Annotated in this window: 18 protein-coding genes; 5 read left to right on the top strand and 13 right to left on the bottom strand. The window is 47.5% G+C overall.

Features of this window, described 5'->3' with window-relative positions; all coding sequences use genetic code 11:
• Positions 1-191: 191 nt before the first annotated feature.
• The 5 genes from QZ157_RS00355 to QZ157_RS00375 all read left to right on the top strand — a co-directional run bounded on the left by QZ157_RS00355 (position 192) and on the right by QZ157_RS00375 (position 3,626).
• Positions 192-503, top strand: a complete 312-nt coding sequence (locus QZ157_RS00355; protein WP_295140298.1) for a 4Fe-4S dicluster domain-containing protein — start codon at positions 192-194, stop codon at positions 501-503.
• Entirely contained in the window at positions 500-1,660 is a 1,161-nt protein-coding gene (locus QZ157_RS00360) for a 2-oxoglutarate synthase subunit alpha (protein ID WP_295140301.1), read from the top strand. Before QZ157_RS00355 ends, QZ157_RS00360 begins: the two co-directional genes overlap by 4 nt.
• Entirely contained in the window at positions 1,650-2,495 is an 846-nt protein-coding gene (locus QZ157_RS00365) for a 2-oxoglutarate ferredoxin oxidoreductase subunit beta (RefSeq protein WP_295140304.1), read from the top strand. The genes QZ157_RS00360 and QZ157_RS00365 overlap by 11 nt, the downstream gene beginning before the upstream one ends.
• Entirely contained in the window at positions 2,492-3,052 is a 561-nt protein-coding gene (locus QZ157_RS00370; protein WP_295140306.1) for a 2-oxoacid:acceptor oxidoreductase family protein, read from the top strand. Before QZ157_RS00365 ends, QZ157_RS00370 begins: the two co-directional genes overlap by 4 nt.
• An 82-nt stretch (positions 3,053-3,134) precedes the next feature.
• Positions 3,135-3,626 carry a flavodoxin domain-containing protein gene (locus QZ157_RS00375; RefSeq protein WP_295140309.1) on the top strand — a complete coding sequence of 164 codons (492 nt, stop codon included), beginning with the start codon at positions 3,135-3,137 and terminating at the stop codon, positions 3,624-3,626.
• A 426-nt stretch (positions 3,627-4,052) separates the two neighbouring features.
• Here QZ157_RS00375 and QZ157_RS00380 read toward each other — a convergent pair whose 3' ends face one another.
• From QZ157_RS00380 to murJ, 13 genes are all read right to left on the bottom strand, one after another.
• Positions 4,053-4,826 carry a hypothetical protein gene (locus QZ157_RS00380; protein ID WP_295140312.1) on the bottom strand — a complete coding sequence of 258 codons (774 nt, stop codon included), beginning with the start codon at positions 4,824-4,826 and terminating at the stop codon, positions 4,053-4,055.
• Positions 4,827-4,878: 52 nt separating this feature from the next.
• Positions 4,879-5,514: a YggS family pyridoxal phosphate-dependent enzyme gene (locus QZ157_RS00385; protein WP_295140314.1), complete on the bottom strand. Its 636-nt coding sequence runs from the start codon at positions 5,512-5,514 to the stop codon at positions 4,879-4,881.
• Complete coding sequence (gene rseP, locus QZ157_RS00390) at positions 5,511-6,623, bottom strand: RIP metalloprotease RseP (RefSeq protein WP_295140317.1); 1,113 nt, start codon at positions 6,621-6,623, stop codon at positions 5,511-5,513. The genes QZ157_RS00385 and rseP overlap by 4 nt, the downstream gene beginning before the upstream one ends.
• 1,220 nt (positions 6,624-7,843) lie before the next feature.
• Entirely contained in the window at positions 7,844-8,740 is an 897-nt protein-coding gene (locus QZ157_RS00395; protein ID WP_295140320.1) for a hypothetical protein, read from the bottom strand.
• Between the two features lie 150 nt (positions 8,741-8,890).
• Positions 8,891-9,433, bottom strand: coding sequence for a CDP-diacylglycerol--glycerol-3-phosphate 3-phosphatidyltransferase (gene pgsA, locus QZ157_RS00400; protein ID WP_295140323.1), 543 nt, complete (start codon positions 9,431-9,433; stop codon positions 8,891-8,893).
• Positions 9,434-9,760, bottom strand: coding sequence for a hypothetical protein (locus QZ157_RS00405; RefSeq protein ID WP_295140326.1), 327 nt, complete (start codon positions 9,758-9,760; stop codon positions 9,434-9,436).
• Positions 9,757-10,542, bottom strand: coding sequence for an enoyl-ACP reductase (locus QZ157_RS00410; protein ID WP_185898859.1), 786 nt, complete (start codon positions 10,540-10,542; stop codon positions 9,757-9,759). The genes QZ157_RS00405 and QZ157_RS00410 overlap by 4 nt, the downstream gene beginning before the upstream one ends.
• Positions 10,542-11,438, bottom strand: a complete 897-nt coding sequence (gene dapA, locus QZ157_RS00415) for a 4-hydroxy-tetrahydrodipicolinate synthase (protein WP_295140330.1) — start codon at positions 11,436-11,438, stop codon at positions 10,542-10,544. Before dapA ends, QZ157_RS00410 begins: the two co-directional genes overlap by 1 nt.
• The gene (locus tag QZ157_RS00420) at positions 11,431-12,684 is read right to left on the bottom strand and encodes a pitrilysin family protein (RefSeq protein ID WP_295140332.1); all 1,254 of its coding nucleotides are present in this window, start codon (positions 12,682-12,684) and stop codon (positions 11,431-11,433) included. The genes dapA and QZ157_RS00420 overlap by 8 nt, the downstream gene beginning before the upstream one ends.
• An 8-nt stretch (positions 12,685-12,692) precedes the next feature.
• Positions 12,693-13,766 carry a quinone-dependent dihydroorotate dehydrogenase gene (locus QZ157_RS00425; protein ID WP_295140334.1) on the bottom strand — a complete coding sequence of 358 codons (1,074 nt, stop codon included), beginning with the start codon at positions 13,764-13,766 and terminating at the stop codon, positions 12,693-12,695.
• A gap of 41 nt (positions 13,767-13,807) precedes the next feature.
• A complete protein-coding gene (locus tag QZ157_RS00430) occupies positions 13,808-15,532 on the bottom strand; it encodes an ABC transporter ATP-binding protein (protein ID WP_295140337.1) in 1,725 nt (574 codons plus the stop codon).
• Positions 15,529-16,917 (bottom strand): cysteine--tRNA ligase, encoded by a 1,389-nt coding sequence (cysS, locus tag QZ157_RS00435; RefSeq protein ID WP_295140339.1) that lies wholly within the window; start codon positions 16,915-16,917, stop codon positions 15,529-15,531. The genes QZ157_RS00430 and cysS overlap by 4 nt, the downstream gene beginning before the upstream one ends.
• The gene (gene murJ, locus QZ157_RS00440) at positions 16,904-18,304 is read right to left on the bottom strand and encodes a murein biosynthesis integral membrane protein MurJ (RefSeq protein WP_295140342.1); all 1,401 of its coding nucleotides are present in this window, start codon (positions 18,302-18,304) and stop codon (positions 16,904-16,906) included. Before murJ ends, cysS begins: the two co-directional genes overlap by 14 nt.
• Between the last annotated feature and the right edge of the window lie 6 nt (positions 18,305-18,310).

The raw sequence follows: 18,310 nt of genomic DNA on the forward strand, positions 1-18,310 counted from the left end.
TTAAATTTAAGTTTAAAATTTATGCGGTAAATTTACCGCCCACTAGCCTAAGCGCCGCGCAAAAGCGTTTCAAATTTTCCGACATAATCAAAAATTTATTTAAATTTAACTTTTACCGCGCGTTTTAAATACTAAATTTAACAAAATTGCTATAGAATTATCGTTACTAGTTAAATTTGATAAGGAAAAATATGCTGATACGAAACGACGTTCCCGTTTGGGTCGATATCTCGCGCTGTAAGGCATGCGATATCTGCGTGAGCTGCTGTCCTGCGGGCGTGTTGGCGATGGCCGTAGAGCCGCGCGCCGTGCTAGGTAAAACGATCGAAGTGGTGCATCCGGAGGCCTGTATCGGGTGCAGAGAGTGCGAGCTGCACTGCCCCGATTTTGCTATTTACGTGGCGGAGAAGGGATTTAAATTCGCCAAACTAACCGCCGAAAGTAAAGAGCGCGCGACCGCCGTAAAAGAGAATAAATTTGAAAAATTAGAGGCGGAGCAATGAGCGAGTTTTTAAATAATAACGGCGGCAAAAGAGAGATCATCGCTAGCGGCAACGAGCTAGTCGCGCTTGCGGCGGTTGAGTGCGGGTGTAACTTTTTCGGCGGTTATCCGATCACGCCAAGTAGTGAGATCGCGCACGAACTAAGCGTGCTGCTGCCAAAGCACGGCGGCAAATTTATCCAGATGGAGGATGAGATCGCAGGCATCTCGGTAGCCCTTGGAGCCTCGATGAGCGGTGCAAAGGCGATGACTGCAAGCTCGGGCCCCGGCATCTCGCTAAAGGCCGAGCAGATCGGTCTTGGCTTTATCGCGGAGGTACCGCTAGTGATCGTAAACGTCATGCGCGGCGGCCCTAGCACGGGGCTGCCTACTCGCGTGGCGCAGGGTGATCTCCTACAGGCGAAAAACCCGACTCACGGCGACGTAAACAGCATCGTTATCGCGCCTTCAAGCCTAGAGGAGTGCTATACGCAGACCGTTCACGCGTTTAATCTCGCCGAGAGGTTTATGACGCCCGTGTTTTTACTGCTAGACGAAACGATCGGGCACATGCACGCAAAGGCCGTGCTGCCGCAGGTTAGCGAGCTAGAGATATACTCGCGCAAGCAGTTTAGCGGCGATCCCGCGGACTACCGTCCGTATAAAGCCGCGCCCGACGAGCCAGCGACGCTAAATAAATTTTTCGGCGGTTACCGCTATCACGTCACTGGCCTGCATCACGGCGAGACGGGCTTTCCAACTGAAGACGGCGCTGTCGTGGACTACAACATCAAGCGCCTTTTTAACAAAATAAACGCGCACGCGCACGAGATCGAGCTTTGCGAGGAGTTTATGCTAGATGACGCGGAGATTTGCATTATCGCGTTTGGCTCCGTGGCTCGCGCGGCAAAGGAAGCGGTGCTAAATTTACGCGAAAAAGGCGTGAAAGTAGGGCTTTTTAAGCCTATCACGCTATTTCCGACGCCAAGCGCGAAACTACGAGAAATCTCGGCTAAATTTAGCAAAATTTTGATCTGCGAGCTAAATTTGGGCCAGTATACGGGCGAGATAATCAAAACTACGCTAAGAGAGGACTTTAAAACTCTGCTAAAAGCCAACGGCCGCCCGATCAGCCCGCAAGAAATTGCGCAAAAAATAGGAGAATTCGATGGCATTTAACTACGACGACTACCTACGCACGGATAAAACGCCGACTCTGTGGTGCTGGGGCTGCGGCGACGGCGTGATACTAAAAGCGCTAATCCGCGCGATCCATAAGCTAGGCTGGGACATGAACGACGTGTGCGTGGTCTCGGGCATCGGCTGCTCGGGACGCTTTAGCTCCTACATCAACTGCAACACCGTCCACACCACGCACGGTCGCGCGATAGCCTATGCCACGGGTATCAAGCTAGCAAACCCCGATAAACACGTCATCGTAGTAACAGGCGACGGCGACGGGCTAGCCATAGGCGGCAATCACACGATCCACGGATGCCGCAGAAATATAAATTTAAACCACGTTTTGATAAATAACTTCATCTACGGGCTAACAAACTCCCAAACAAGCCCGACTACGCCGATAGGATTTTGGACGGTGACGGCGCAGCAGGGCAACATCGATCCGAATTTTGACGCGTGCAAGCTCGCAACCGCCGCAGGAGCGACCTTCGTAGCGCGCAGCAGCGTGATAGAGCCTGCAAAGCTGGAAAAGATATTTGCCGAGGGCTTTGAGCATGATGGATACAGCTTTTTTGACGTATTTTCAAACTGCCACATAAATCTGGGCCGCAAAAACAAGATGGGGCAGGCTACGCAGATGCTGGAGTGGATAGACGGTCGCACGGTGAGTAAGGCCAAATTTGACGCGATGAGCGAGGATGAGCGGGGGGGTAAATTTCCTCTCGGAGTGCTGCATAAAGACGAGTCGCGCATGGAGTACACCAAGGCCTACGATATGGTGATAAAAGCCGCTAGAGACGGCGAAAAAATCGACTTTGGAGCGCTAAAATGAAAAGGCAGTTAAGATTCGTCGGAGTGGGCGGCCAAGGCGTGATACTGGCCGGCGAGATTTTAGCCGCGGCCAAGATCGAGGAGGGCGGATACGGCGTCAAAGCCTCGACCTACACCTCGCAGGTGCGCGGAGGACCGACGAAGGTCGATATCATTTTGAGCGAGCGCGAGATTTTTTACCCGTACGCAAACGAGGGCGAGATCGAGTTTATGCTCGCTACCGCGCAGGTTAGCTTCGAGCAGTTTAAAGACGGCGTAAAAGATGGCGGCATCATCGTCGTGGAGCCAAATTTGGTACGCGCAAGCGACGAAGACAAAAAAAGGTGGAAAATCTATGAAATACCCATCATCTCCATCGCCAAAGACGAGGTTGGCAATGTAATAACTCAAAGCGTCGTCGCGCTCGCAGTCGCCGTGCAGATGAGCGGCTGCCTGGATGCCGAGCTCGTAAAGCGCGTAATGCTCTCAAAAGTACCTAAAAAAGTCTACGCCGAGAACGAAAAAGCCTACGAGCTGGGATTAAAATACGCGCAAATTTGCCTAGAAAACGACAAATAAAAGCGTGATTTGAAATAAGATAAATTAAGTATTATTTCGTTATACTTCGGGTATTGATTTATCTAAATTTAAGGAGAGTAAAATGAGTATCGGCATATTTTACGCAAGCGCAAAAGGCCATACAAAGGCTGCTTGCGAGTATCTAGCAGGCAAACTCGGCGCGCAGCTAGTCGAAGTAAAGGACGCTACGGCGCAGGATTTTGCTAAATTTGACGTCATCATCGTAGCGGCGCCTAGCTACGGCGACGGCGAGCTTTCGGCTGACTGGGCGGAGAAATTGCCGCTTTTAAAGGCAGGCAGTAAAGGCAAAAAAGCCGCCATCGTAGCCGTAGGCAATCAAGCCAATCACCCCCAAACGCTTTTTAGCGGTGCAGTGGACTTTCTGCCGTATCTAAAGGACGCGCAAATTTTCGGCGCTAGCGACGCGGACGGATATAAATTTAACCACTCCGCGTTTTTCATTAACGGCAAATTTGCAGGCCTAGCCCTAGACGTCAAGGGCGATGAAAACTACGCAAAACGCATCGACAAATGGGTCGAGGAAAATAAGCCTACTATCTTAAATTTATTCTGATTTTCTTGCCGCCTTGTCTAAAACGGGCAAGGCGGTTTTACTTCTTTTTTTGTAAATAAAATTTCACAAATACGGTTCGTTAAATTATTATGTCAAATAGTAGTCGATAGTATCCGCTTGCATGTTTGGCTGGATTCAATTTCATTTCAAACTTTGAGCGTAAATTTATCGCATTAAATTTAACTTACTCACCGCGGTTTTTAAAACTAGTGCAAAATTTGATTTACAGCAATAAACTCGCCTGTATTTTACGCCTAAAACGTTTAGATAAAGCGGCAAAACTATCAAATTTAAATAATTGCTACAATATTTTTACAAATATCAAAGATGAAAAACAGCAAAGTTATGTTTGACCAAAAAAAGGCCAATCTAAGCTCTTGATATACGAAATTTAGGTTGCTAGTTTATCCCTGGCTCGTAGCAAATTTACTTGCCAAAGAGCCTCTTTATAGCGCCCAAAAAGCCGCCAGAGTCCTCGTTTTTGTTGCTTTCATTTTTCTTTTTATCCAGCTTCATAGCTTCGCTTAGTTGCTTGGCCGCCGTGTCGGCGTAGATAAACGCACCTTCGGGGTCGCAGTTAAAAAGATTTGAGTAGCACTCGGAACTGTTTAGATCAAGCGGGTTTGGCATGATGACGTCTGTCGCCTCAAGCAGCCCGTAGCCGTTTTCTACGCTAAATTTAACCGCGCTCAAAAACGCAGGCAAATTTTGCTCGTAAAACTCGTCCGTTTTGCGCTTGATCTCACCGCCTGCGTTGTAGTCCTGCCAAAATTTAGCCAAATTTACCGCGCTTATAAATGCGCCCGATGAGTAGTTTCCATTAAATTCGCCCGTAAATTTAGCTTTTATTTCAGGCGGTATAACGCCGCTTATGTCGCTTAGATACCGCTTAAATTCGTCGTGTTCGTCCGCTAAAAAGCTAAACGCCGTGCCGCGCGTATAGAAGTATTTTCTAAAAAATCCCTGCACGGCGGCGAGTATGTAGCCGTGTCCCATCGAAAAGCTCTCATCGTCCTTGGTTTCAAGCGCGATTTTAAGAGTATCGATGTATTTTTGCGCGTAAAAATCTTCCATGCCGTGCTCTTTTGCAAGCATTTTCGCAACCGACCAGTCGCCCTCTCGCGCGCTTTTTAACGCGTCAAAATACCACTGCTTGATCTCGCTTTCGTTGATCGGATGATAACTCACGTCGTAGCCCATTTTGGCTCCTTTTTAGGTAGATTTTTCTAAATTTAAACGGATTGCGACTGATCTACGTGTATAAAATCGACCCCAAACGAATCATATTCGAGCCGCATTTTATCGCTAGCTCAAAATCCCCGCTCATACCCATCGAGCAAATTTGCGCGCCGTTGGGTTGTAAATTCTCGTAAATTTTACGCGTAGTCTCAAAGCTTTTTTGCACGACTTTTTCGTCCTCTACGTGCGCGCCGATACTCATCACGCCGATGGGTTTTAGAAATTTACACTCATGCGCGATTTGTAAAAATGCAGTCTCGGCAGCTTCGGGCAAGATACCTTGTTTCGTGTCTTCGCGCGCGGAGTTTATTTGTAGCAGGCAAGGCAGCTCGCGATCAAGCCTCTTATCCACTGCAAGCGCAGCCTCTACGCTCTCGCAGCTTTGCCAAAGAGCAGGTTTGAGCGCTAGCAGGTGGTTTATTTTGTTGCTTTGAAGTCGTCCGATAAAGTGCCACTCGATCGGCAAATTTGACAAAATTTCGCTCTTATTTTTGAGCTCTTGCACGCGGTTTTCGCCAAAGCTCGTTTGCCCTTGCCTAAAAAGCTCCAAAACCTCTTTCGTCGTTACGTTTTTGCTCACGGCGATTAGCTTCACGGCTTCGCCCGTGCGCGCATTTTCGATGCGTTCTAAAATTTGCGCGAGTTTCATTGTCCCGCTCCACTTAGGCGCATCACGTCGTTAAAGGTCGCAAACGCCATCAGGCAGAGCAAAAACGCCCAGCCGCAGTAGGTGAGGCCGATATAGACTTTTTCGTTCATCTCGCGGCGGAAAATGAGCTCATAAAGGTTGAAAAATATATGTCCGCCGTCAAGCGCCGGGATAGGCAGCAGGTTTAGCACGCCTAAATTTACGGAGATCAGCGCTGCGATGATGAGTAGGGTCGAGACGCCGATGCCTGCGGCTTTTGAGGTGATGTCGGTGATCTGGATGATGCCGCCCATCTCTTTTAGCGGCACGACGCCGACTATCAGCTTTTCAAGTCCCGTAAATATGAGCTTTGAGGCGTTTACGGTCTCAACGAGCGCAAATTTGAGCGAGCTAAAGCCGGTGTTTCGTATCGTGACGGCCTCGCCTGATGGCGAAATGCCGATGAGCGGTTTTTCTATCTTTTCGCCAAATATCGTCATGCTTTGCCCGATTTTAGGCGTCAAATTTATCGTTTTTATTTCGCCCGCGCGCTCGAGCGTGATCGCGGTGGAGGTTAAATTTACGTTTTTACTTATCTCGTCCCACTCGCTGATTTTGATGCCGTTTATGTTTAAAATTTTATCGCCTTTTTGCAGTCCGGCACTTGCTGCGGCGGAGTTTTCTAGCACTTTGCCCACAGTCGGCGCTAGCCTCTCAACTCCGATATGTCCGAGCGCGATAAAGATAAAAAACGCCAAAGCGAAGTTAAAAAACGGCCCCGCAAAAAGGATAAAAATGCGTCCTAGCGGGCTAAGCTTCGTATAGCTGTCGGCATCCTCGTTTTTTAGCCCCGGCTTGGCGTCCTCTTGCCCTTTTAGGCTCACGTAGCCGCCAAGGGGTATCGCTCCGATGGCGTACTCGGTGCCGCCGATGGTTTTTGAGTAGACGCTTTGCCCAAAGCCCACGCTAAATTTTAGTACGCCGACTTTTAGCATGCGAGCTGCGAGAAAGTGGCCAAGCTCGTGAAAAAATATGAGAAAGCTAATCACCAAAACCGTGATCAAAAAGTGCCACGAATACGCGTAAAGCCCGACCGCAAGGATAGCGGCGGTAAGTATAATTCCTTTCAAAATTTGCCTTTTAAGTAGATTTTAAACGCGATTTTAGCGAAATTTTATAAAACTCCGCTTGAAACCGCGGTCAAGAGCCGTTTGCGCGGCATTTTTGGCGGGCAAATTTGCGCAAAACGAATCAGTGCGGCGCACGACTGAACGGAGTTAAATTTTAGGTCGTAAAGGTGCAGGTAGGGCGCAGTCTAGCTAAGCCTACGGGCGGACGGCTGAGAGAAAGCGCTGGCGCGAAAAGCCGCAAGCAAGGTTAGTAGGGTTTGGGAAGCCAAAACCGAATAAAAGGAACTAAAATGAAACTATACGCGCGGGCTGATTTAAGGCTAACGGAGCGTAGAGCAAAAAATAGCGCTAGGTAACGGCGTCAAAATTCGGGATAAATTTAGCGCCGATAAATTTAAATAAACGAGCAAGCAGTCAAGCTGCTAAATAAAAATAGAGATGCGGGCAAACGATGACGAGGGCGAGCCAGCAAATTTGCGTAACGATGAAAATTTTAGACAAAACGCCGTATAAAAATAACCCAAACAAAGCATAAAGGCGCGGACATGGCGCAGTATCGCTAAGTCTACGGACGGACGGCTAAAAAGGCGCGAGCGATACGGCGCATAAAAAGGTTCGCGGCTAGACGGAGTCGAATTTATTGGGAATAACAGCCGCAAATAAGCGCAAAAGTCTAAGCCGCGCGGCAAAATAGCAATCAGACCGCGACTAAAACGAAAATAAACGGCGCGGTAAAGCAAAACAGCAAAAGCAGGCGGCGGCATTTGCTCCGATAAAAGCATCTCGCGGCAAAATCTCGCAAATAAAAATGCGCAAAATAGCTCGCCTAGTAGGCGTAAAGCGCTGCAAATACGCTCCGCGCGCAATCGACCAAGACTTCTTAAGCGTAAAAATATCGCAAATTTATCCGCCGTGCGGTAAGGCTCGGTCAAGCTCCTCAGATACCGCGCCCATCGCACGCGAGATACCGCGGCAAACTCTGTACAAAGCAAATAAGGCGAGGCCGTCAAGCCTCGACGCGAAACGTCCTAAAATGCAAACGAGTTGTAATTTATCCGTTAAATTTAACGCAAGCCGCCGTGCTAAGCTGCATTAAATCGCTTTAAATTTAACGTAAAAGCAAGCGAGCGGCTTTAAAATTCGGCGTAAATTTACCATAAGCCGCCCTTCTACCGCGCGTCAAATTTGAGCGCAAACCAGGCTAATTTTAGAGCGTAAATTTAGCTAAAAACCTCATTTAGCCAGGCTAAAATTTTGGCTCTGCTTAGCCCTTTGCCGGCGGTTAGGGCGGTTTTGTCTTTATTTGCGAGATCAAATTCTATCCCAAAATGCGACTTTACGCTCGCGATAAAAGGCTTTAAATCTAAAATGTCGGGGTAGGGCAAGGCATCCGGCGCTACTTGCTGTAAAAAGCTCACGCCATCGTCGTCAAAGTCGATACACGCACTGGGAACGTCGTCGTTGCTGATTTGTATATCAAAGGTTTTGTCGTTTATAAACGGCGCAAAAATGCGGATCTGCAAGTGAAATTTACGCTTTTTCTCATCCTGCCCTAGATACTCGTTGCTAAACCAGTAGCCCAAATTTACGGCGTTTAGTATAAACTCAAAATCATAAGGATCAGCAGGCGTCGCGCCTATGCGGCGCAAAAGCTCGTAAACGGGCAGCTTTTCTCGCAGCGCGTCATAATACTCGTAAAGCTCGCCAAGCAGCGGGTGAGCGCGGCCGGCCTTTTCTTGCAGGCGTAAAATCTCGAAAATATACCTGTGCGCAAACGAGCGATGCGCTATGCTGCGGTGCGCCTGAGAGCTAAGATAGTCTAAAATTTCGGGTTTACGCGAAAAGCTAAACGCGCTCCAAATTCCGCGCAACGTTTCTAAATCGTTATCGCTCGCGTCAAATTTACCCTCGCGCGTCTTATCGTAGTCTAGCGCGCAACCTAGCAAAAACTCGCCTAACTCATCGCTCATAACCTCGCCGATTTTGGCTAAATTTTTAGCGTTGTGATAAAAGCTGACGTCAATTATCTTTTTATTTAGCTTTTGGGCTTGTTTTTTTAGCGCGGGTTCTAGACTCTGCGTTCGTTCTACGATGATGTCTCTTAGTCCATGATCCATATTTTCTCTTTGTTTTAAATTTATTTTTAGTTTATGCTAGCCGCGTCGCCGAGCTTAAAATTTTGTATTTAAATTTACGTAAAAGCTTCTCGCGCCGACTTGAAAAATCGCATATTTTTTGCTCGGTAATAAAAGCCGTCCGCGCTAAATTTAGCTCTTTTTCGTCGCTTTTATATACGCCGCGACGTACTCAAAGCCCGAATACAGCGTTAGCGCGACGCTAAGCCAGAGCAAAAACTCGCCAAAAGGCCACTGCATGGTTAAAAAGCCGATCGCGACCATCTGGCAGACGGTTTTTACCTTGCCCGCCATCGACGCGGCGACCTCTACGCCATCGCCGGCCATCACGACGCGAAATCCCGTGATAAAAAACTCGCGAACGAGGATGAGATACACGGCCCACGGGCTCGCGCGGTCTATCATCATGAGTCCTAAAAACGCGCCCAGAGTTAGCATTTTATCTGCAAGCGGGTCGATCACGGCTCCAAGCTTGGTCTTTTGATCCCACGCGCGCGCGATAAATCCGTCAAAAAAGTCCGTGACGCTAGCGATCACGAATACGAGCGCGGCAAAGTAGTTCATCCAGCTAACGTGCACGCTTGAGAAGGAATTTACGCTAAGTAGCAGCCAAAACATCAGAGGCGCGAGAAATACGCGCAGGAAGGCTAGGGCGTTTGGTAAATTTAGGCTCATTTATTTTGTTCTTTCTTTTTGATTTCGGAGTTTAAAATTTGACGGCTCAGCACTAAAGTCGGCGTCAAATTTGCCGACCCGCATTTTGCTTGATTTGATCGGTCGCGGATTTGCGCTTTGGTTAAATTTGCTCGGCGCTTCATCAAATTTGAGCGACTTTTGATTTAATTTTAGATCAAATTTAAAAGATTCGTCCGCGCCGCAAAATTTACTTTTAGATTTTAAATTTTCAAATTTAGCCTGCAAACGCGTTAAATTTATACTGCCGAATTTGCCCGAAATGCGAGCAAACGGCAAAGGAGCGCAGGCTAAATTTGCTTTTTTCATTTAAACGTAGTACCGCCGTCGATGATGAATGTGTGGCCCGTGACCCAGCTAGCTTTTGAGCTACAAAGAAACAAACATGCGCCGGCGATATCTGCGGGCTGACCCATGCGGTTTAGCGGGCTTAGCTCGGCCGTTTTGTCGCGCACTTCTTCGTAGTTCGTAAAAGCCCTAAGCGCGTCCGTCTCGATCGGGCCGCCGCTAACGACGTTTACGCGGATATTTTTTTCGCCAAGCTCGGTTGCCGCATAGCGCGCCATAGCTTCTACCGCGGCTTTTGCGGTGCCGTGGCCTGCGTAGTTTTCTATGTAAACTAGATTGCCCGTCGATGAAAGCGAGATGATACTGCCGCCGCCCGTTTTTTCCATGCGTTTTGCGGCTTCTTGCGCGCCCACGACGAATGCATTTACGGTTGCGGTGAAAATGTTATTGATACCGCGAGGGCGAAGTTTCATAAATTTCGTATATCCGCCTGCGACCGGACGACCCGAGATGATAGCGTTTGAGATGAAAAAATCGATGCGGTCAAAGTCTGCGTCGATCTCTAAAAATAGATCTTTGTAGGTCTCGGGTTCTAGTATATTTAGCGCGTAGGCTCTGGCTTTTATGCCGTATGTCGCTTCAAGCTCGGCGGCTTGGGTTTTGGCTAGCTCTTCGTTTGAGTTATAGGTAAAGGCGATATTTACGCCCTTTGCGGCGAATTCCTCTACGATGGCGCGTCCGATGCCGCGCGTTCCGCCGCTGATTACTAGAGTTTTGCCTTTAAATTCGTTTTCGCAATTCATTAAAATCCTTTTATGTTATATTGTTTTATGGTTTGTTCGATTTTTTTGAGATTTTCGACGCTCGGCTCGCAAAGCGGCAGGCGGTACTCGAGGCTTGATATGAGCCCGGCGATATACATCGCGGCTTTGACCGGGATCGGGTTACTCTCGCAAAACATTATTTTATTTACCGCATAAAGGTCGTCGTTTATGGCTTTTGCGCGCGCAAATTCGCCTTTTAGCGCAAAGTGGGTCAAATTTGAGATTTCGTCCGGGAGTAAATTTGCCGTGACCGAGATCACGCCCTTGCCGCCGTTTGAGAGGATAGGGTAGTTTATCGCATCCTCGCCGCTGATGACGGATAGGTCTGGCTCGTGCGCGAGCAGATCGACGCAGCGCTCGATACTGCCGGTGGCCTCTTTTACGCCGTAAACGTTCTCACACTCTTTAAACAGCCTAAAAACCGTGCACGGCTGGATATCGACGCCTACGCGGCCGGGAACGTTATAGAGTAACACCGGGATTTCGACGCTTGAGGCGATTGCTTTGTAGTGGCGATAGAGGCCTTCTTGCGTCGGTTTGTTGTAGTAAGGCGCTACCGAGAGGATACCGTCTGCGCCGTGATCTTGAGCAAATTTTGCTAAACCTACCGCCTCGTGAGTGGCGTTACTGCCGGCGCCCGCGAGTACTTTTACGCCGGTGTTTTTGCAGGTATTTACGGCGATCTCGATGCAGATTCTATGCTCGTCGTGCGTTAGAGTCGCGCTCTCGCCTGTGGTGCCTACGGGTACGACCGCGTCGATGCCGTTTGCTATTTGTCTTTTGATTAATTTTTCATAACCGATTTCGTCTAGTTTACCGTCTTTAAAAGGCGTAATCAGCGCCGTCATAGCGCCCGTTATTACTTTTTTATTCACTTTTTTCCTTTCTTAGGATGATCGTCGTGGATTTTTCTTTTCTCGCGTATTTTTTGCAGATTTCGTTTAGATCGGCCGGTTTTAGCGCGGATGTTTTTTCAGGCAGCTCAAAAAGCGGCTTTATATCGCCTCTAACGAGATATCCGCCGTATAAATTCGCAACCTTCGACGCGCTATCTAGCGAGTAAATGAGATCGCTTTTTAAGCTATTTTTTATCTTAGTTATCTCGTCTTCGTCGATTTTTTGCGTCTTTGCGTTTTCGAGCACTCGCCAGATCTCTTCCTCTACGGCCTCGGCCTTGACGCCAGGGTTGCAAACGGCTAGCACGATTAGCAAGCTCTCGTCGATGTTGCTCATATTATAGACATCCACGCTGTTTACGAGGCACTTTTCATCTATCAAAACGCGCTGTAAAACAGAGCTTTGCCCGCTGCCTAGATACTCCGCTAGCGCGCCTAACGCAGGCTGATCTTTGTGATTAAACGGCGGGATTTTAAAAGCAAGCGCTAGCATCTCTACCTCGCTATCCTTGTAAATTTCAGCCCTTTTTGCGCCGTTTTGCTCGGGCTCGATGCAGTGGAGTTTTGGTAGCGATTTTTTGTTTTTTATGTTTTCAAAATGCTTTTTACCTAGCTCAAACGCGCTTTTTTTATCTATGTCGCCGCTGATTAGCAGGATCGCGTTTTGCGGCTGATAGTATGTCTCGTGAAATTCTTTTATATCCTCTATGCTCCAGTTTCTGATATCGCCGATAAAGCCGATCGGAGTCCAGTGATACGGGTGATAACTAAAAGCGACGTTAAAAAGCGTAAAGTACAAAAAGCCGATCGGAGAGTTGTCCGTGCGCCATCTGCGCTCCTCGGTCACGACGTCGCGTTCAGGCTGAAATTCTTTATCTTTTAGGCTCAAATTTTCCATTATATCGGCGTAAAGCCTAAGAGCCTCGTCTAGGTTGCCCTTTGAGCATTTGACGAAATAATGTGTATAATCAAATCCCGTGCTAGCGTTATTTACGCCGCCAAAACCCTTTACGATCTCGTCAAATTCGCCCGCTTTCATATTTTTCGTAGATTTAAAATTTAGATGTTCTAGCATGTGCGCGATGCCGCTTTTACCCATGGTTTCGTTTCGCGAGCCTACGCGGTAAAACACGTCCACGCTAATTACGCTAGAGCCCTTGCTAGCGGGGATGTGATAGATCTCAAAGCCGTTTTTGAGCTTTGTTTTGGAGTATTTTATAAGCATAAATTTCCTTAAATTTTGTTTTTTATATCGCAGCCCACCGCTTCGCTAATCGAGGCGAAATTATCCTCTTTTAAAAGCTTTAAAATACCTTCGTTTATCTGTTTTGCGATGTTTGGGCCCTTGAATATAAAAGAGGTGTAAATTTGAACCAAATTTGCGCCAGATTTTATGCGTGCGTATGCCTCCTCGGCGCTGTCTATGCCGCCGCTTGCGATCAAAACCGTCTTGCCGTAAAGCTCGCTAGCAACCGCGCTAAAAAGCTCGCGCGAGCGTTTGGCGATGACCTTACCGCTTAGTCCGCCGAAATTTTGTAAATTCGCAGATTTTGATAGCGAATAATCAACGCTCGTATTATTTACGATGATGCCTTTTGCGCCGCTTTCTACGGCCGTTTTGCAGATCTGCACGGCCTTGTCGTCGTCCATGTCGGGTGCTATTTTAAAGATTATCGGCTTTTTTGCGATCGGCGTAAGGCGCGCAAATAGATCTTTTATAAAGCTTTCTTCTTGTAGTTCGCGTAGGTTCGGGGTATTTGGCGAGGAGACGTTGATGACGAAGCAGTCGCAAATTTCGTTAAATTTAGCGACTAAAATTTCATAGTCTTTTATCGCCTCTTCGTTAGGAGTGATTTTGTTTTTACCGATGTTGGCAAAAAGCGGTATCGCAAAGGGATAGAGCTTGCCGACGCGCGCGCCAAGGGCGTCTGCACCCTCGTTGTTAAAGCCCATCGCATTTTGGATACTCTCTTCTTCGATTAGGCGAAAAAGGCGCGGCTTCGCGTTGCCCTCTTGCGCTTTTGGCGTCACGGTGCCAAACTCCACGTGCCCAAATCCGAGCGCTGCTAGCGGGCGTAGCATAGTAGCGTTTTTATCAAAGCCGCCGGCGATTCCTATGGGATTTAAAAAGCTAGTTCCTAGCAAATTTTGCGAAAGAGCCGCGTCCGCGACGACGCAGTTTTTAGCTACGATACTATAAAGTCCCGGAAATACGCAATCTGAGATACTTAGCATTTTTTCGACGATTTTGTGAGCGGTTTCGGGGTCAAATTTAAAAAATATGGATTTTAGCGTTTCGTAATTCAAATTTTATCCTTAAATTTTGAGCGATTTTATCAAATTTAGGCTTAAACAAGGGCTTCGCCTTTTAGTTTCGCGTAAATTTCGCAGCTCTTGCTAAGCGCCTCGTCGGTATCAAAACCGACCACTTTTCCGCCGCTGATAACGGCTATTTTATCTGCATTTTGCACCGTGCTTAGGCGGTGCGCGATGATAAATATTATCTTTTCTTTTTGTAAATTCGCGATGGCTTTGGTTATCTGCTGCTCGCTTTCGTTATCTAGCGCGCTCGTGGCCTCGTCAAATATCAAAATCTGCGGATCGTCGTAAAGCGCGCGGGCGATGGCGATGCGCTGACGCTGGCCGCCCGAGAGATTGGTGCCGAATTCATTTAAAACGGTCTGTGCGCCCTCGGGTAAATTTGACACGAAATCATAAGCATTTGCCGTTTTTAGTGCGAGCTCGACCTTGGCTTCGTCGTATTCGCGGCCATAGGCGACGTTGTTTGCGACCGTGTCGTTAAAGATATAGACGCGCTGGGTCACTAGGCCGATATTTTGCCGCAGAGAACCTAGATCGAAATTTTTGATATTTTCGCCGTTTATCTCGATCGCTCCGCCGTTTACGTCGTAAAATCTCATAAGCAAATTTACGATCGAGCTTTTTCCGCCGCCGCTACTGCCCACGAGCGCTACGGTTTGGGATTTGCTCGCGCTTAGATTTACGCCTTTTAGCACCTCTTTATCGTCGTAGTTTAGTCTGACGTCTTTGAAATTTATCAAATTTATTTCAGCCGGCACGGGCTTGTCGCCGCTTAAAATTTGAGGCTCTTTATCAAGTAGCTCAAAGGTTCGCTCTGCCGCGACCACGGCGTCTTGCATCTTGTTATAAAGGCCTGAAATGCGCTTAATGGGCGTATAAAGCATGAAAAGCGCGGTTAGAAACGAAAAGAAGCTTCCCATCGTCAAATTTCCGTCTATGACCTCTTTGCCGCCGATGATGACGACTGCCGCGACGCCCACTGAGCCGAAAATTTCCATCATCGGACTTACCATCTCGTTTACTTTTACGCTTTTTAAATTTAGCTTAAAAAATTTAGCGTTTTCGTCGGTAAATTTAGCGTGCTCAAACTCCTGTGCGTTGTTTGCTTTGATGATTTCGATATTGGTAAAAATTTCGCTCAGCTTAGAGCTTATATCGGAGGTTTTTTCCTGCGAGGCGCGGGAGATTTTTTTCATCTTTTTTGCGAGCCTTGAGAGCGGATAGACGGCTGCAGGCATGATAACTAGCGCAAAAAAAGCAAGCTGCAAGCTCTGATAAAGTACGACGCAAAGTAGCCCGACGATCGTGATAGCCTCGCGGATGAGTTCCGGGATCATGGAGCTAACGATGCTTCTGATGCGGTCGATGTCGTTGATATTTCGGCTGATTAACTCGCCCGTGCGGTAGTCGTTAAAAAACTTCATATCCAAATTTAGTAGGTTTTTTAGTAGCTTTTCGCGAAATCTCCTCACGATATCTTGCCCGATATACGCCGTAAAATACGCCTGCAAAAACGTCCCAAGCCCCTTTAAAAAGTAAATCGCAATGATGGCGTAGGGCAAAAGATAAAGCAGGTCTTTGTTTTTTTCGATAAAAATTTTATTTAGCACGGGCTCGATCACCCACGCCGATGCGGCCGTACCGCCGCTAGCCATCAGCATGCCGGCGATCGCGATGATAAAATACGAAATATAATCCCTAAAGTAGGGCGCAAACCGCCGTAAAACCTCTTTTAGGCTCATCTGTTTCATATTTTTTCCCACATGCAGCCGTTTGGCGTATCCATGAGGCTGATGCCGTTTGCGGCTAGCATATCGCGGATTTTATCCGATAGCTCGTAGTTTTTGGCCGCTTTAGCTTCGTTTCTTTGATTTATCAGATCCTCGATGTAGGCTCGCTTCTCGTCGCTCACGCCAAACTGAAAATACTCAAACACGTCTACTTGCAAGATACCTAACACGCGAGCTATCAGCTCTAAATTTGCCGCGATTTCGCTTTTTTTGGCTTTATCTTTCGGATTTGCGTCTAGCTCGTCGTTTGCGCTGCGGACAAACTCATCTACGCTAGCAAGGGCTTTTGAGGTGTTTAGATCATCGCTCATCGCGGACATAAACTCGCTCTTAAATTTCTCGTTCGCGCTCAAATTTGCCGCGACGCCAAGAACTCGTTTTTTTAGGCGGTAAATTTTATCTAGGCGCTTTTTTGCTGCGTTTAGATCATCTTCGCTAAAGTTAAAATTCGCTCTGTAGTGGCTAGAGATCAGATAAAATCTCACTGCCTCGCCTAAATTTCGCTCCAGCGCGTCTTTAACGAAAAAGCTATTTCCCAGGCTTTTGCTCATTTTTTCGTTATTTACTTGGATAAAGCCGTTGTGTAGCCAGTATTTAGCCAGGCTTTTATGCTCGGCGCAGCGACACTGCGCGGCCTCGTTTTCGTGGTGAGGAAAGAGTAGGTCAAGCCCGCCCGCGTGGATATCTATCTCAAAATTTTCGCCGCTGCTTAGGTGCTTTTTTATCATCGCGATGCACTCGGTGTGCCAGCCGGGGCGACCGCGGCCAAACGGGCTTTCGTACCATTTCTCGTCAAATTTCCACAGCACGAAGTCTTTTTTATCCTCTTTTTGCAAATTTGACTCGACGCGAGCGACGTTTGCTTCGGTGTCAAATTTACCGCTCAGGCTCAGATACTCCGCGTCTTTTGCGGTGTCAAAGTAAACGCCGTCTCCCGCAATCTCGTAAGCAAAGCCGTTTTTTAGCAAAATTTCGATGTAGCCTATCATCTCTTTTAGCGTCTGCGTCGCCTTTGGCTTGACGTCTGGCTCAAGTACGTTAAGCGCGTTCATATCGCGCTCGTAGCTTGCGATGTATCTATCCGTGATCGCTTCTAGACTCTCGCCACTCTCGCTCATTTTCTTTAAAATTTTATCGTCGATGTCGGTGTAGTTGCGTACGAATTTGACCTTATAGCCAAGCTCGCTTAGCGTGCGTCTAAGCAAATCAAAGCTAATCGCGCTTTTAGCGTGTCCTAAGTGCGCATCGTCATAAACCGTCGGACCGCAGACGTAAATGCGCACAAAGTCACTTTTTACGGGCTCAAATTCTACTTTTTTTCTCTTTACGCTATCAAAAATTTGCATCTAAAAATTTCCTTAAAAATATCAAAATCACTGCTTCTAAAACCAAAACTGCGCTTAAAAGCGTCATTTTTTTAGGCTCAATTATAGCTAAAAATTTCCTTACACCAAAAAATTTGACGTTTAAAGCTAGCGTCAAAAACCCGCCCAGCGAGCTAGCAAGCGCTAGTCCGAATGCGCCGTAAATTTGCATCAGCGCGACTGCTAAAACGAGGTTAAAAACGAGTGTGATAACGGCGATTTTGGAGGCTAGCTTTTGCTGCAAATGCGCATAAAGCCAAAGCGAAAAAAGCTTGGCGAGTCCAAAGGGTAAAAGCCCGATCATATATGCTGCCAAAACGCTCGCAGTCGCTGCCGTATCGGCCTGCGTGAAGCTTCCGCGCTCAAAAAGCAGCTTGATGATAGGCTCGGCCAAAACGATGCCGCCGATAGTCGCCGCAAAAAGCAGGAAATATAAAATTTCAAAGCTTTTTCGCATCCATTTTAGAGCTTCGGCTTCGTTGCCGGCCTTGATCTGGCGCGTGATTTTAGGAAAAAGTGCCGTCGAAAGCGCGATTGCAAATATCGCTAAAGGTAGCTGAAAAATGCGGTTGGCGTAGAAAAGATAGCTGATCGATCCGGCCGCCAAAAACGACGCCAGCCACGTATCCATAAACGAGCTTAGCTGCATCGCGGAGGATCCCACTAGACCGTGGAAAAAGTTGCTAAAAAAGCCCTTTGTATCGGCTCTTTTGCCGCGGGCAAATTTAACTAGGCCGCCGAAAAATAGCTTTGAGATGCCGTTAAATTTAAGCGCGATAAGGTGCGCGATAAGCTGCAAAACGCCGCCTACAACGACGCCGAAACTCAGATAATAAGCCGCGACTTTAGGCTCCTGTCCGCGAGCCAAAATCAAAGAACCGATCATGGCTAAATTTAACAGCGCCGTCGAAAATGCCGTCGTCGCAAAATGCCCGCGATACTGTAAAAGCGAGGCTAAAAAAGTAACGGCAAAGATGAGTGCGAGGTAGTAAAAGTTGATTTTTACGAGCGGAACGGCTTCGTTTATGTCGCTAGGCGCTAGGCCCGTGGCGATAACGGCGGTAAAAAACGGAGCAAATAAATTTACCAAAAGCGTGAGAATGCCGATAAAGGCTAGAAATTTAAGAAAAATCTCGGCGCTAAAGAGCGATTTTTTGTTTGATTTAGTAAAATTTGGCAAAAAAGCGTTGGCAAAGGCCCCCTCGCCAAAGATACGGCGCAGTAAATTGGGTATCTTAAACGCGATGAAAAATATGTCGCTATAAATGCCCGCGCCCAAAGTAGAAGCCGTGAGCAGGTCGCGCACGAGCCCTAAAACTCGCGAAACCATAATGCCGATACTGTTTGAAAAAAAGCCCTTGATAAACACGAAAAT

The organism is uncultured Campylobacter sp., from assembly GCF_905372745.1.
Lineage (GTDB): Bacteria > Campylobacterota > Campylobacteria > Campylobacterales > Campylobacteraceae > Campylobacter_A.

What these genes read in the sequence shown, in the direction of transcription:
- QZ157_RS00430 (WP_295140337.1), bottom strand. Translation starts at nt 15,532, where the DNA reads ATGAAACAGATGAGCCTAAAAGAGGTTTTACGGCGGTTTGCGCCCTAC.
- QZ157_RS00375 (WP_295140309.1), top strand. Translation starts at nt 3,135, where the DNA reads ATGAGTATCGGCATATTTTACGCAAGCGCAAAAGGCCATACAAAGGCT.
- QZ157_RS00385 (WP_295140314.1), bottom strand. Translation starts at nt 5,514, where the DNA reads ATGAAACTCGCGCAAATTTTAGAACGCATCGAAAATGCGCGCACGGGC.
- QZ157_RS00370 (WP_295140306.1), top strand. Translation starts at nt 2,492, where the DNA reads ATGAAAAGGCAGTTAAGATTCGTCGGAGTGGGCGGCCAAGGCGTGATA.
- QZ157_RS00405 (WP_295140326.1), bottom strand. Translation starts at nt 9,760, where the DNA reads ATGAAAAAAGCAAATTTAGCCTGCGCTCCTTTGCCGTTTGCTCGCATT.
- pgsA (WP_295140323.1), bottom strand. Translation starts at nt 9,433, where the DNA reads ATGAGCCTAAATTTACCAAACGCCCTAGCCTTCCTGCGCGTATTTCTC.
- QZ157_RS00420 (WP_295140332.1), bottom strand. Translation starts at nt 12,684, where the DNA reads ATGCTTATAAAATACTCCAAAACAAAGCTCAAAAACGGCTTTGAGATC.
- QZ157_RS00360 (WP_295140301.1), top strand. Translation starts at nt 500, where the DNA reads ATGAGCGAGTTTTTAAATAATAACGGCGGCAAAAGAGAGATCATCGCT.
- QZ157_RS00365 (WP_295140304.1), top strand. Translation starts at nt 1,650, where the DNA reads ATGGCATTTAACTACGACGACTACCTACGCACGGATAAAACGCCGACT.
- cysS (WP_295140339.1), bottom strand. Translation starts at nt 16,917, where the DNA reads ATGCAAATTTTTGATAGCGTAAAGAGAAAAAAAGTAGAATTTGAGCCC.
- QZ157_RS00355 (WP_295140298.1), top strand. Translation starts at nt 192, where the DNA reads ATGCTGATACGAAACGACGTTCCCGTTTGGGTCGATATCTCGCGCTGT.
- QZ157_RS00380 (WP_295140312.1), bottom strand. Translation starts at nt 4,826, where the DNA reads ATGGGCTACGACGTGAGTTATCATCCGATCAACGAAAGCGAGATCAAG.
- QZ157_RS00410 (WP_185898859.1), bottom strand. Translation starts at nt 10,542, where the DNA reads ATGAATTGCGAAAACGAATTTAAAGGCAAAACTCTAGTAATCAGCGGC.
- QZ157_RS00395 (WP_295140320.1), bottom strand. Translation starts at nt 8,740, where the DNA reads ATGGATCATGGACTAAGAGACATCATCGTAGAACGAACGCAGAGTCTA.